Annotated in this window: 8 protein-coding genes, 1 tRNA gene and 1 pseudogene; 4 read left to right on the top strand and 6 right to left on the bottom strand. The window is 66.4% G+C overall.

Translation table 11 applies throughout. The features are described from left to right. Positions 1-260: 260 nt before the first annotated feature. Positions 261-1,562, bottom strand: coding sequence for a HEAT repeat domain-containing protein (locus tag NX794_RS08465; protein WP_258777628.1), 1,302 nt, complete (start codon positions 1,560-1,562; stop codon positions 261-263). A gap of 480 nt (positions 1,563-2,042) precedes the next feature. Between NX794_RS08465 and NX794_RS08460 the strand changes: the two genes are divergently transcribed. Continuing rightward, positions 2,043-5,303, top strand: a complete 3,261-nt coding sequence (locus NX794_RS08460; protein ID WP_258777627.1) for a PDDEXK family nuclease — start codon at positions 2,043-2,045, stop codon at positions 5,301-5,303. Between the two features lie 656 nt (positions 5,304-5,959). Here NX794_RS08460 and NX794_RS08455 read toward each other — a convergent pair. The 4 genes and pseudogenes from NX794_RS08455 to NX794_RS08440 form a co-directional block, all read right to left on the bottom strand. Beyond that, positions 5,960-9,658: a hypothetical protein gene (locus NX794_RS08455; protein ID WP_258777626.1), complete on the bottom strand. Its 3,699-nt coding sequence runs from the start codon at positions 9,656-9,658 to the stop codon at positions 5,960-5,962. An 854-nt stretch (positions 9,659-10,512) separates the two neighbouring features. After that, positions 10,513-10,680: an integrase core domain-containing protein gene (locus NX794_RS08450; protein WP_428985871.1), complete on the bottom strand. Its 168-nt coding sequence runs from the start codon at positions 10,678-10,680 to the stop codon at positions 10,513-10,515. Then, a pseudogene (locus NX794_RS08445) lies at positions 10,663-10,899 on the bottom strand (helix-turn-helix domain-containing protein); the annotation flags it as partial. The gene NX794_RS08450 and the pseudogene NX794_RS08445, both read right to left, overlap by 18 nt. Positions 10,900-11,343: 444 nt before the next feature. After that, positions 11,344-11,417 (bottom strand) — tRNA-Gly (locus NX794_RS08440). A 269-nt stretch (positions 11,418-11,686) separates the two neighbouring features. On the opposite strand from NX794_RS08440, the gene NX794_RS08435 reads away from it, so the two are divergent. From NX794_RS08435 to NX794_RS08425, 3 genes are all read left to right on the top strand, one after another. Continuing rightward, entirely contained in the window at positions 11,687-11,863 is a 177-nt protein-coding gene (locus NX794_RS08435; protein ID WP_258777642.1) for a hypothetical protein, read from the top strand. A 121-nt stretch (positions 11,864-11,984) separates the two neighbouring features. Beyond that, positions 11,985-12,560 carry a dCTP deaminase gene (gene dcd / locus NX794_RS08430; RefSeq protein WP_258777625.1) on the top strand — a complete coding sequence of 192 codons (576 nt, stop codon included), beginning with the start codon at positions 11,985-11,987 and terminating at the stop codon, positions 12,558-12,560. Between the two features lie 12 nt (positions 12,561-12,572). Beyond that, positions 12,573-13,070, top strand: a complete 498-nt coding sequence (locus NX794_RS08425; RefSeq protein ID WP_258777624.1) for a phosphoribosyltransferase — start codon at positions 12,573-12,575, stop codon at positions 13,068-13,070. A gap of 85 nt (positions 13,071-13,155) precedes the next feature. Here the strand turns inward: NX794_RS08425 and NX794_RS08420 are convergent, their stop codons facing one another. Then, positions 13,156-14,217 carry a Yip1 family protein gene (locus NX794_RS08420; RefSeq protein ID WP_258777623.1) on the bottom strand — a complete coding sequence of 354 codons (1,062 nt, stop codon included), beginning with the start codon at positions 14,215-14,217 and terminating at the stop codon, positions 13,156-13,158. Positions 14,218-14,269: the final 52 nt, after the last annotated feature.

Raw genomic sequence — 14,269 nt, 5'->3', positions numbered from 1 at the left:
TCAGCCCACCCCAAGGAACTCGTGCCCTACGCGTGCCCAATAGTCGACAGTGGGGCCCGCGAAACGCAGCGACGGCTCATTGATAAGCAAGCCTCAGGCCACTGAACTGGAGCTTTACCGGTCTTGAGGGCACGCTATGGGCACGCCGTCGCCTCCGAGACGTGGAGAGCCTTTCAGGGTGATCGGTGAGCGGCCGAGCGCAGGAAACGAGCACCGGCCGGAAGGGCGCCGTTGCGGGAGCACATCGGGGCCGTCGTGACTCAGATGTGGTAAGCGCCCGCCGGCACGCCGTGGGCGACGCCGTACGGAGTCAGGGCGATGACACCGGTACCGCGTGATGGTGTGTCTACAGCGAGGTCGAGAGGGCTTGCGGTACCAAGTGAGCGGGCGATGTCCGGGGCTAGGTCGTGCGCGGTCCAGCGCCATTCCTTCTCGTCGTCCTCGCTCTCCTGCGCGGCGTCCCAGTCGGGGTGCAGACCGAGTTCCGTACGGCGTGTTCGTTCGTACGGCAGCGGCTCGGCGAGGGTCAGCAACTCGTCCTCCGCCTCGCCCGTTTCGGCGTAACGCCGGATCACCGTGCCATGCTCGGCGACGAGCCAGGCGGAGCCGTCGCCCCGGCCGCCGTAGTAGTACGCCTGGGCCCGGCCGTAACGGGCACTGAGTTCGGTGCACAGGTGCAGCACGTCCTCGCGGCGCTCTTGGCCGTGCGGGTCGCACCAGGCGCCGAGGACGAGGGTCCAGCCAGCAAGTTCGGGGGTGACGAAGACCCACTCGTAGCCGGTGTGTTCGTCCGTATCGCAACCGTGGCCGTCGGCGTCGACGATGTCGTTGCCGAGCGCGAAGGTCACGGGTCGTGGGTCGGTCAGGCCGAGGGCGCGCATGATCCCGGCCTGGTCCCCGCCGGGAACGGCCATCCAGTAGTTCCAGCAGGCCCAGAGCGGTTCGGGCCGATCGTCCGGGAGCTTGATGCGGATGAGTCGCTCGATCGCGGGGGTGTCGGCGCGCGACAGAGCCGGCTCGCCACCGAGTTCGGCGAGTACGGTCAACGCTCGCGCCCGCTGGCGGCCCGGCCCCTGTTCCCGGATGCGCCGGAGCAGCGGAATCAACTGCTCGCCGATACGGCTCAGGGTGTCCTGGGCTTGCCGGGCGACCTCCTGGTCCGGGTCGCCGAGCAGCGGCAGCATGACGGCGGCGGCCCGGCCGGCCTCGCCGCAGTACTCGATCCCCCGGACGGCCTGACGGTGCACGAGCGGCACGGGGTGGGCGAGGGCTGCGGTGTAGCGGTCGAGAACGGCTGAACCAAGTTGGGAGAACGCGAAGCCGACTCGCTTGCGGGACTCCTCGGTGGACGTGGCGACGAGCCCCTGGAGCAGACCGTCGAACCCCGCGTCCCCGATCCGCCCGAGTACGGCGGTGATCGGCCGCCAGTCCAATGGGGACTCCGCGTCCATCACCTCCCGCACCAACTCCTCCACCCCGCCGGCGCCGAGCGCGACCAACGCGTCCGCCGCTGCCTCGTGCCGTTCTGGCCTGCCGAGGTCCCGTATCAGGTCGGCGTTCACCACGAGCCCCTCCAGCAGTGTCGACCAGGCTTCCGAGTGTCATGATTCCGCACGGGTCTGAAATCGACTGAGCGGTCCCACTGCTCGTCCGTCCCCCAGGCAGGCAGGCCGTCCGAGAAGACCGGACCGACCAGTTCGCCGCCGTGCGGGGCGGCAGCAGGCTGCCCTCCTGGACGATCGCGAAGGTTCGATTGGACCGTTGGAAGGGGCACTTTGCAGAGCCCTACGGTGAAGATGAGCAGCCGCAAGGAGGTGCAGGTTATTCGGATACCGCCGAGCATCTGGGTACGCTAATGAATTCCTGGCGAGCGGTAAGGCGTGCACGTAACTGTCGAGCGTCGCAACCTCTGATAGGTCCAGCACAGTTGGCGTCACGCCACGGGACTCCTCGCTGATCAAATTGGTGCTTCGGCCGGAATGAGAAGGGTGAGTTCTTTGGTCTGAAGCAATCTATGCACGATCGCGATGTAATATCGAAGCGTGATCGACCCTGCCTCGCAACGAGCTGTATCCGTCGGTGGAGAAGACCCCTGGGAGCCGTGGACCGCGGATCCCAATCTCAGCGCTTCGCCCGAGCCCGGCGCCTCAGGCAACGTCCCACCGGGTGAGGACCTCGATCTGCACCTCGGCTGGGACCGTTTCGAGAAGCTCGTACTGGCGCTGTCACGCGGCGTGCTCGGTCTGAGAGGCGTGAAGTTTCGCCGCTACGGTACGCAGGGGCAGGCGCAGCACGGCATCGACCTCGCCGGCCGTGAGCCGGATGGCAACTACACCGTTGTCCAGTGCAAGGACTATCAGTCATTCACTGCCGGAGATCTGCGAGCAGCCGTGGAGACCTTCACACGTGGTCGGCGCCCCTTCGACGCGCGCCATCTGATCATTGCCACTTCGGCTACCACGCAGCGCACTCAGGTCGTTGATGAGCTTGCCAGACTCCAGGACGCACACTCCGACCTGGAGCTGGACCTGTGGGGATCCGAGCAGATTAATGACTACCTGCGCTTACAAGGCGATGTGGTCGCCCGATTCTGGACCCGCGAGACGGCGACGACATTCTGTACAGGCGCTCCCCCACAAGGAGTTCCCGTACCACTGCCAAATCGGCAGGAGCAGGCGGAGCGGATCCTTGTCGGCCCGCTGCAGACCAACGACGTGGCACCGATTCTGCGACGGGCGGACGCCCACCGAGCGACCGCGCCGAAGGAGTCCGCCCGACTGTACGGCGAACTGGCCGAACGCCTCGACGGCGCCGGTTTCCGCGGTCATGCGGTCACCATGCGAGGCAAGCAACTCGACGCGCTGGTGGACGCCGAACTCGTTGATGAAGCGATCGATTTGGCTGCGCATCTCGCGGTCTTCGCCCTGCACTTCGGGGATCGCGACGAACCCCGGAGACTGTTGCACCGTATTGAACAACTGACCGCCGGCGAGGAGGCGACCGGGCGGACGCAGACAGCACTCGCACAACGGCACCTCCAATTGGTCGGTTCCGCAGTCAAGAGCGTGCTCCATCCACTCGGTCATTTCGTCGCTCTGCGCACCGCGCTGGAGGCACCTGCCGCGGAAGAGCCGGTTTACCAGCCGTTGCTCGTGCTTCTGTTCGCCGAACATCTGCTGGCGTTGGACCCGGACCGAGTCGAAAGCCTGGACGGTCTCATCACGGCAGCCACCACCCGAGCGGACACGGAGCTGATCAGACGGGTCACCGAGGACGCTGTCGTCCGGTTGCGTTTGGTGCGCGCCGAGTACGACCTCGCCGAGCGCACGGAGCTCAAGCGGCTGGCGCGGCATCACCGGGTGCCCGGTCGACAGGCAGCTTTGATCAACGCACGTGAAGCCAGGCTCTGCGCCCTTGAGGGCCGAGCGGAGGAGGCAGTCGAGACCTGGCGCGATGCGGTCTACGACGCCATCCACGCCGGGATGACCGAGGATGCCGCGGACTGGCTCTACGCGATCCGGGCAGTGAACGCCCAGTACGGTCCTCTGACCTCGCTCATCGATGACGAGCATCGGCTCGCCCAGGCGCTCCGTGCCACCGGAACGGGACGTCTGCTTGACCGAGTGCGCTCATTCCGGGAGCAAGCTTTGTCGGCCAAGGTGAACGGCAAACCGGTCGAGGCGGTCTTGTCGGCTCGACGCTGGCTTACCGACGCGGTGACCACTGGAGACTGGGGCAGCGAGTTCGAGGCACTGGATTTTCTGGGGGACTTGTATCGAGAGAGTCACGAATCGACGCTTGCCGCCCAGTACTACCAACGCGCGGGCAGGACGAAGAAGCTCAAGGAACTCGCCGCTGCCGTGGGAGACCTCACGTTGCCAATCGGCCCCCTCTCCGATGCTCCCTGGTGGGTACTCCATTGCCGCACCACGATCGTTGAGGCGCAGGCGGACCTGATCGCCGACGAGACGGCCCGTGATCTGCTCGGTGAATTGACTGATCTGGCTCAACGGGCCAGAGCCGGCGAAGTGGCGGATTCCCCCTTCCACAACCTCACACACCAGGCCACTCGCAGCGTCTGCGCACTCGCGGCTCGGGGGACACCGGAACAAGCTCTCGCCGTTCTCGACCTTCTGGCCCCTGATGTCCCACGGGGACCCAACAGGTACCACCACTCGGACGACTGTCATGCGTCCGCCTGTGTCGACATCGCCAGAACTCATGGGGCCATCGCGATGAAAGCTCTGACCAGACTCTTTGATCTGGCAGACGGAGGGGCACAGAAGGCGCTCAAACTCGTCGTGGATGACGAGGTGGTCAGCCTTCTGCAAGCGCGGCAAGCGGAAACGGAGCCGTTGGCAGGCTCCGTTGTCCCGGGCGGGTTGGCTGAGGACGACCTCATCCGGCTCCGGGCGAGAGTTGGCCGCCTCGACGACAACGGCCTCTTCTTGGCGGATGTCGCACGGGCTGTGATCGACCCCGACCACATCGCGGTGAGCGAGCGCGCGGAGCAGGCGCGAGCCCGCATTCTTCGACACCGCGAACCGACGCCTGGCGTCGCGGAGTTCGGAACCAGATTGGTCTCCGATTCCTATCTGGTCGGCAAGCTCGGCGAGGAGAGTCGCGCGGAATGCCTCGACAAGCTCATGAGCATCGCGAACGACGTACGTGAAGTGGCCACAACCAGGAAGGACGCGCTCATCGGAGTCCGTAATCTGGTGGTCGACCTGCCTGCCGAGATCCAGCGGAAGGTGTTCGGTACAGCGAAGGGCTTCGCGGTCGGCGACCAGGACGGCAGTCATCTGGACGACCAGCTGACCGGCACGCCCCACCCGCTCAGTTCCTTCAAGGTCTTTGGGGGTTCGGCGTCTCTGCGAGGAGAAGCTCTACTTCTGGCAGTCGCGTCGGCCACAACCTCCGAAGAATACGCATGGGTGCGCGGACAAGCCATCGGTCTGCTGTCCAGCGAGGACACCGCCCACCTTCATGCTGCGGCGGTCGCGCTCAGTCGACTCGCAGAAGGCATCACCGACGATGTCGACGCCGACCTTCTGGCGGCGCACCGTCATATCAATGTGCGTCAAGCCTGCGCGGTGCTGTGCCTACGGCATCCCGATCGCTACCAGAACACCGCCATGCGCCTGGCCAAGGACACTGAGCACAGAGTCCGTCAGACCCTGGCCGAAGCAGCTGCTCAGAGTGACCTCAAGCGATCCGAAACGGCGAGAGCCGTACTGGAACTCCTCACCCGTGACCCACGCCACAGTGTGCGTGTGGCGGCCGACATCCGGCCCCGTGAGTGAAAGGGCAAAAGGCAAAGACGGCGTGTGCCGTCATAGGTATATGGCCACTGATGCCGTGCATCAGACGAGTTCGTGCTCCTTCCAGTCCAGCGCCTGGACCGTCTCCAGGGGACACCGACGATCCCTGTCCCTGTTGGGACGCCGAGCCTTGGTGTGAGTCCGTGCCGGAGCAGTTCACTCTCCAACGCGGTCGACACCGGGACGATCGCCGGTAGTTGCGATATTCAGGGCCATGAGACGGCGTCGGTGCCAGCCCGGATGGTGCCGGCGTGGTGGTGGAGCAGGCTCACGGACATGTTCACGGTGGTAGACGTCCCATTCACGGAAGCCGGTGTTCACGGGCACCCCCAGCCCTGCCGGAACGACTGAGCCGCAGGTCTCCCACTTCCCGTCTCTCTGATTGGGCGTATCGCGGACGTGTCAGACGTGGTGCCGTCCGGATCGGGCGTCGGGGCGTGAACCGGGTGATAGGTCACCCAGCTACCCCACACAGTCCGGAGCAGCACCCCGGCCTTTGCCGGGACGTCTGCGCCGCACCTGGCACAGCGGCCCGCGTATTGCTTCGTCCGTATCGGGCTGTTCATTGCCTCGCCTCGATGAAGACCAGACTCCGCGGCAGAGCAGGGTGGGTGTTTTCGTCGCCCGGCACCGGTGCCTCAGTCATCGGCTGCGGTAAGGAGCTGAGCCGCGCGTTCGGGGGAGAGGTCCCACTGCAGGGCGACCGTGATCAGGAATTCCATCTCCTGGAAGTCGTCGGTCGGTTGGCCGGTGGCGCCTTCAGCAATGGCGACGGCGAGATTCGGTACGCCCGGGTCTCGGACCGCTGTGTCCGTGTCGACTTCGCTCTGCACCCGGAGAGCCAGGGAACCGAGGAAGTCCACGATCTCACTGATGACCAGGTCTCCGGGACGGAGTTCCGTGATGATGCGATGTGTCTCCTGGAATCGCGTCGCGGCTTCGTCGGCGACGCTCTGATGCAGCGGAGCGGTATCCCGCAAGGTCGCCAGGTGCGCCAGACCAGAGAGGCATTGGAGGGCCTGATGAGCGTCGATGACCGCGTTGGTGAGGGGGGTGGAGTGGGCCTCAGGGAGGGCCCCACTCCAGCTGTCAAAGAGGTCGACTCCCGGCCCCAACGTGGTCTGGAGCTGCCGGCTCAGCAGGCGGACCGGCCTACCGTCGACGAGTGGCATGAGGAGAACGGGTCCCCGGTAGCCCTGCGACACATAATCGTGGCGCATCAAGGCGCTCAGTTCGTCCACCGCCGCTGACCATCCGATGATGTCATCGAGGTACACGCCCACCGCCGACTCAACAGGTGGCCATTCCATCGCGTTCGGATCGGCGGGGAGGCGGGTGAAGAGCTGAACGGAGAGTCCCGCGGCCTCGGCGTCGGCTTGGAGCTGTTGCTGTGCGGCAGGCGCTCGGGCGTCTGCGGCGGTGCGGGCAACGTCCGCGGCCCGGGCGAGAGCGAGGCCGGACGGCCCCGATCGTGCCGCGGTTCTGATGGTCTGTAGGCCGAGGGTGCCCCACGTAAGCTCCGCGAGAACGGCGTGAAGGTCGGTGAGAGCCTTCGCCAACTGGTCCAGGACAGCTGGCGGTTCTTGGTCGACGAGATGCCATTGTTCCTCGTCCCGCACACCCAACGTGCTATTCCTCAGCGAGTCTCGGACGTAGCCGGCGAGTGATCTGTACTCTCCGGGATCGACGATCCGTCGTGTCAGATTGTCCGCGATCCCGAGTGCGAGCAATTGCATGTGGTCCGCTCCGCCACTCGGGACCGCGTCATCGGCAGGCAGCGAGGACAGGTGGGTACCGTCCAAGGGCAGTGTCAGCGCGGTGGCCTGCTTGTACAGGTCGGCCTGCACCGTCTTGAGCATGGCGATGTCCCGGGGCTTGCTGCGTCCGGTGAGCCAGACTCGGGTCAGATCAATCAAGTACTTGTACAGCTCGGGTAGCAGGGCGCTTACCGCAGTGGTCCTGCTGGTCCGGTCGGTGGTGCCGGCCAGGGTGGTGGCAATCAGGCTCTGCGCGCGAGTCCATGCCACCTGGGTCGGTGAGCGATCGTACTGACGCTCCAGACGGCTGATTCCAGCTGTGAAGTCACCGAAGGTCTGGGGAATACCACCGGGCAGAAGGCTCTGAACGTCCACACTTTCGCAGTGGGGGAGGCAGCGCAGAAGGATCCGGCCGAAGGCCCGGACTGCTTGTTCCGCCTCAGGCTGAGCCCGATCGGACACGTGCAGAAGACGGGCGTACGCAACCTGTCGACCTTCCCGTTCTAGGACAGATACCTCGTACAACCACGGAAAGTGGGCTCTGAGTCTCGTCAGAACAGCCTCCTCTCCGCCCACGAGTTCCAGTAGGCCGTTCGCCAGATCCAACGACACGGCTCGCGTCGCTGTGAGAAGGTCCCCCAGCAACTCGATCGATGAACCGGTCAGCAGTCGGCCGAACGGAGAATTCGCGAGCGCCGGAGCCCAGTTCGTAAGATCCAGGTCTGCCCCTGTCAGGACGGCCAGGACCCTCTGTGTCTCGGCCGGTTCCGTGCACTGAGCGAGAAGTTGGGCCAACTGGGCCGTCCCGAGCCGTTCCACCAGGGTGTCGCGCAGCGGCGAGCTCAGCGGAAGGTACGCGCGGATCTCGGTTGTGGCCGCCGCGATCTCGGGTAGCAGGTTGGGCAGTGGATCCCCGTCGAGCAGCGCGAGCTGTAGAAGGGTCCGACGGTATGCGAGCGCTACTTGATGCCGGTCGAGGATCTGTTTCCAGTCGTTGGCGCAACGAGTGAAATCGACCAGCCGAAGCGCCTGGAGGACACCGGTGATCGCAGTCGTTCCGTGCCTTTGCCCAACTTCGACGACAATCTGGCCCAGTACGACGGAATCGAGGTCGGGGCAGTCCGTGAGGGCGCCGGCGACGAACGGCTGGAGTTGTTCGTCCGTCAGCATCCGCATGACCGCGATAACGGTCTCATCCAGTACGGGTGGCGGTACCGCGTGTACGGCATCCGCCAATCTGCCCGAGCGCAGTTGGTGGAGCCCGGACAGATGGCCGAGCCGCTCGTGAACGAGGTGCTCGTGGACCAGACGCGAGAGCGCGGCGCGAAGTTCCACGTCCCCAATGCCGAGTTGTCGTTGGAGTGCCCGTACCGACAGATCGGTGCCCCATCGATGGGCCACCGAGATCCTGGCCAGAATGCCGAGTTCTGTCTGTCGTCCTTCGACTACCCGCCGGTCGACCTGCTCCGACAGAACGTCCGAGAGCCGCCTTCCTTTGGTGAGAAGGTGAGTGAACTCCAGAGTCAGACCGTCGGCTGCCTCGTATGCCTCCCGCCAGTGCGGTGCCGTCGTGGCACCGGACGCGGTCAGCCCGGTGTGGATCTCCTTCGCGACGTCCTCGTCAAGTGTCACCGCGATCTGCGTACACCTGGCCCGGGTCCGCAGCGGCAGCAAATCCTCACTGCGGACAGAACCCAACAGCAGCACTCCGGGAATCGGGGCGAGTTCTCGCTGAAGGGCGTCCCAAGCCTCGGCCGAGCCGATTCCGATGCCGTCCACCACGAATCCGACCGGCGAGCGTGCCGAGGGTTTCAACGCTCTCGCCAGCCGCACCAACGCGGCGATGTCCCCGTCTCGGAGACGCCTGATCCGATACCAGAGCACATGCCTGGTCACGTAGGCGGCCGTCCACATGACAGTCGACTTGCCCACTCCTGACGGGCCGACAATGAGGACGCTCTCTTCGCGGCCGATCGCCGTCACCACCTGGCCGGTCAGAGCCTGCCTGGGTGCGGGCAGGCCGGCTGCGATGTGACCGGGCTGCACGTCGATGCCTTCGTAGAAGTTGCTAAGCAGAAGCGGTCGGTCGAAGTCCACCGGCTCGCAGACACCTGACGACAGGGCTTCTTCCAGTGACTCGCGATCGATGGATTCCACGACCTCCTGAGCGATGCGCTCGATGCTTGTGCGAGTGAGCCCGGCCGCCTCACCCAGACTTGCCTCTGCGTTGGCATCCGCTTGGCCTGCCACCTCGTCGCGTAGACCCAGCACGACAGGTTGGGCGGCAGCAGGGAGCAGCCCGAAGCGCTGTACCACCGCGGCCCGGGTTTCCTCTGCCGCGGTGCCCCACGGCAACACGTACAGGCTGACACCCTCGCACCAGGCGTCGGTCTCATCCCTGTTCAGACCGGCGTGCGCAGCCTTCGCGGCGAATTCCCGCAGCACGGGATGGCCTGTTGGGAGAGCGCTCAACGGACGATCCCAGTGCATGAACAGCTCTCCTGCCACTGGCCGCTCGAGAATGAGGATCGCGCGATCGGTCAGTCCCACCGCTGCCCGCTTGGCGTGCGCCTTGGCCATGGCGACGAGGTGCCCGGCTACATCGGCAGCGGTGAAATCACCGACCCGTTCCTGACGTGATTTTACTTGGACATGCCAGGATGTCGGGCCTTCGCAAGAGAGGTCTTCAAACCCCTCCGGGACAATGCAATCGATGGCGAGTCGGCCGGACAGGACCCGGCCGCACAGCCATGCTCCGACGACATCCTGGTAGTGAAACCCGCGACCGGCTCGTGCCCCCGATCGTGTCTGCGTCCACAGGGATTCGGCGGGGCCACTGGTCGGATCGCCTCGACGCACGGGTACGGCGGGCCGCTCTCGTCCTTTGTTCCTACTGGCCATCTAGGAAGCATGGCAGTTCGGTCGGACAAGCGAGGCGACTTGTCCAGACGGCGCCGCTCGGTGACACCTACGGAAAAAGGGAATTCGGGCCCCGGTTGCTGAGGGATGCGCCACCCATCAAGTGGACTAGCCGACAAAGGACCCAGGGCCATCAACCTCGGGGATTTCGCATGGAGCAGGTGACGAGAGTCGAACTCGCATCTCCCAACTTGGGAAGCGACAGCGCTTCGGGAGCTGGATGGCTTCTGACCTGCACATATGGTCTCTGGCCTGGCGGCCAGGGGCTTGGAATCGCACCGCTGTTGACCGCGGTTTACCGGTCGCATGGGCACGCTATGGCGCGCTGCCAGCTCGTGGACGTGACTAGCGTATCTGGGCGGCTGGCGAGCGGCGGACGCCCTAGAAGCAGCCGTTTACCGGGAGGCCGCCGTTGCGGGAGCGCATAGAGGCGGGATCAGCGGCGGACGAACAACTCGGGGCGGAGGCGGCTCGGAGCGGCTTCGCGATGCGGACTTGCTCGGGGTAGCCACCACCTAGGTGTGTTGTTCGGACAGGTTGGTGACGCGGCTGGCGGGTGTTTGGCCTGTGATGCCGGTGTGGGGTCGGTGGTAGTTGTACCAGTCGATCCAGTCGGTGAATGCGGCTTGTCGCTCAGCGTCTGAGGTGTAGGGCCGCTGGTAGGCCCATTCCTCTGCCTCGATGCCGGCCGGTGTCCTGGCGGGCTGGTGGTGGGGGCTGCTGGAGTGGTCATTCATTCCGGCGACGCCGAGCTGTCGGTAGCGTCCGGCCCAGCGGGCCGCGGCGGTGTGGCTGACCTGGAAACGTTCCGCTGCCCGGCGCACGGGCTAGCCGTCGTCCACGACACAGCGGGCCAGGCGAAGTCGCCCGGTCTCAGTCGGCGGGGCATTACGGTGGACCACGAGTGCCTCCAGTCGTCGGTGCAGATGCCGCAATCCACACCGAACCCGGAGGCCCTCACCCATTTCAAGAACCCAGCACGCGTGTCACCAACGTCCCGGGACAACACACCTAGGCGGTAGAGCGGGGACGACTTCGGGCAGAGAGTCCGCGAGGAGATGCCGGACAACTCGCCAGGGCTGCCCGGCAGCCAGACGGCATGGCCGGTGTCAACTGGTGGTGATCGACCCCTTCGGGAGCGGTGTTCGGATCTGTACGACAGGTTGAAGGCTTCCGCGAGCGGGATCATGTCCGTGATGGCACAGCGGACCATCGCCTCGGCCAAGGCCACCTTGCAGGGCCGGCGACCTGACCTCGACTTACAGTGGGGCACGCAGAGGGCGCGCCCCCCATAAATTGGCCTAGACGACAAACAAGCCCCAGGCCATTGACCTGGGGCTTCACCGTGGAGCGGGTGACGAGAATCGAACTCGCGCTCTCAGCTTGGGAAGCTGATGTTCTACCATTAAACTACACCCGCGTGAAGGGGAGAGGGTGACCCCGTGGGGTCGATCTCCCGACGCTCGCTCACTGTACATCATGGCGGACCCCCGGTGCCGAGACCCGGGGGTTTGAGGCGTTCCAGGCGTGGTATCCGGCTGCGGGCGGCGCGAGTTGGGGCGTAGCGTGGGGGCGTGGGAGAGGGGCCGGGTGGGGCCGGAGTGCCGCCTGGAGAGTCGTCTCTTTGATCCCGTAATGTGGCTTTTGTCGTCAGGGCACTGAGCCCGACGCGGCTCTTGGGGAAGGGACTTGAGGGACTTGATGGAACGCACCGCCGTCGTCCGCTGCGCGGACGGGCACGTCTTCAGCACCGCTTCGTTCCCGATGCAGCAGGCCGAGCGGCTCGGCCCCGGCCGGCTCATGAGGTGCCCCCGGTGCAGCCGGCTGCGCAGCGTCGTGCCGGTCGTTCTGGAGAAGCAGGGGTAGGGGCACACAGAAGGAGAGAGGCGTCGCTCCTTGTGGTCGGGGCGTCGCAGGTCCGCGGGTACCTGGCGCGTGGAGTCGTCACGATTGTCGTGGCTCCGCGCGCCTTGCGTATCCTCGCTACGTGCTTCTCTCAGACAAGGACATCCGGGCCGAGATCGACGCCGGGCGGGTACGGATCGATCCCTATGACGAATCGATGGTGCAGCCGTCGAGCATCGACGTGCGGCTGGACCGCTACTTCCGGGTGTTCGAGAACCACCGGTACCCGCACATCGACCCCTCGGTCGAGCAGCCGGACCTGACCCGGCTGGTGGAGCCGGAGGGGGACGAGCCGTTCATCCTCCACCCCGGGGAGTTCGTCCTCGCCTCCACCTACGAAGTGATCTCGCTGCCCGACGACCTCGCCTCGCGCCTGGAGGGCAAGAGCTCGCTCGGCCGGCTCGGGCTGGTCACGCACTCCACCGCCGGGTTCATCGACCCCGGCTTCAGCGGGCACGTCACCCTGGAGCTGTCCAACCTCGCCACGCTGCCCATCAAGCTCTGGCCGGGCATGAAGATCGGGCAGCTGTGCATGTTCCGGCTGTCCTCGCCCGCCGAGTTCCCCTACGGCAGCGAGCGCTACGGCTCCCGCTACCAGGGGCAGCGCGGGCCGACCGCCTCGCGGTCCTACCTCAGTTTCCATCGGACCCAGGTGTGAGGACAGCCGTCCATGAGTGAAGTGCGCGAGAACCTGACCTACGAGCGGTTCGGCACCGCCGTGCGCGAGCTGGCGCAGACCATCGCCGACGACGGGTACGAGCCCGACATCGTGCTCAGCATCGCCCGCGGCGGCGTCTTCGTGGCCGGTGGCCTCGCGTACGCCCTCGACTGCAAGAACATCCACCTGGTGAACGTGGAGTTCTACACCGGGGTGGGCACCACGCTGGAGATGCCGGTCATGCTCGCCCCGGTCCCGAACGTGATCGACTTCTCCGACAAGAAGGTCCTGATCACCGACGACGTCGCGGACACCGGCAAGACGCTCAAGCTGGTGCGCGACTTCTGCCTGGACACCGTCGCCGAGGTGCGCTCCGCGGTGATCTACGAGAAGTCCCACTCCCTCGTGCGGTGCGAATACGTCTGGAAGCGCACCGACGAGTGGATCAACTTCCCGTGGAGCGTCCTGCCGCCCGTGGTGAAGCGGGCCGGGCAGGTGCTCGACGCCTAGAGTCCGGCAAAGGACGGCGTACGGCGTGTGAAGGGCCCCCGGCGAGTGATCACCGGGGGCCCTTCGGCACGTACGTCCGACGCGTTCAGAACGTGCCCAGCTTCACGATCGACAGCAGCGCGATCAGCTGGATCGCCGACGCGCCCAGCGCCTTCGGCCAGGGCAGGTCGTGGGAGCGGGAGACCATCAGGGTCAGCAGGGCGCCCGTGGCGAGCCAGGTCGCCCAGCCGAGCAGCTGCACGAAGCCGGCGTCGCCGCCGAAGAACATGGCCACGATCAGGCGGGGCGCGTCCGTCAGGGCGGTGATCAGCATCGACAGGCCCACCGTCGGCTGCCAGGCGCCGTCGCCGCCGAGCTGGCGGGCCAGCGTGTGCGTGACCACGCCCAGCACGAACAGGCCGAGCACCATCACGACCGCCGTCACCAGCACGATCGGCACCGCGTTGGAGAGCGTCGCGTCGATGACGTCCTTGCGGGCGCCGTCGAAGCCGAAGACGGCGAGCAGGCCGTAGAGGAAGGTGACGACGAGGGCGGGGCCCCACATCGTGTAGTCGCGCATCCGCAGGAAGGTCTGGTTCGGGGACAGGACGATCCCCTTCAGCAGCTCCTTCCAGTGCAGGGGCGGACCCAGCGGCGCCGCGGGCGCGGGGGCCGAGCCGGCGTGGTAGGTCGCGCCCTGCGTGTAACCGGCGGCCTCGTCGACCGAGAAGGCCTGGGTGTGCCCCGGGTTGTTCGCCGCGTACGGGTCGTGCCCGCCGGGTCCCGCGCCGTGGTGGCCGCCGTCGCCGAAGTACTCCGGACCGTCGTCGGCCGGGCCCGGGTAGCCGTACCCCGGCCCCGGTCCCTGCTGCGGGTACGGCGGCTGCGGCGGCGCGGCCGGGTAGCCGTACGAGGGGCCACCCTGCCGCCCGTACGACGGGCCGGCGGGCCTGCCGTACGACGACGGTCCCCGCTGTCCGTGCGGAGGAGGCCCCGCGGGCCTGCCGTACGACGGTCCCCGCGGCGCCTGCTGTCCTTGGGGGGTGCGGTCGTCCCGGCCCCCGCGTCCGATCCTGAATCCAGCCACGTCATCGAACGTACCCGGTCCCGGGGACCCGTGTGCCGGGCCCGGGTGTCCGGGCCCGGCTTTGCGGCCGACCTGTGACATCCCCTAAGGGACCGTCAGCCGGTCCTTCCGGGGTTCCTCCGGGTCGGCCCGG

Origin of the sequence: Streptomyces pyxinicus (assembly GCF_024753135.1) — a bacterium.
GTDB classification, from domain to species: Bacteria; Actinomycetota; Actinomycetes; order Streptomycetales; family Streptomycetaceae; genus Streptomyces; species Streptomyces pyxinicus.
Note: the sequence above shows the minus strand (reverse complement) of the source record. Positions and strands in the feature narration are given on the sequence as shown.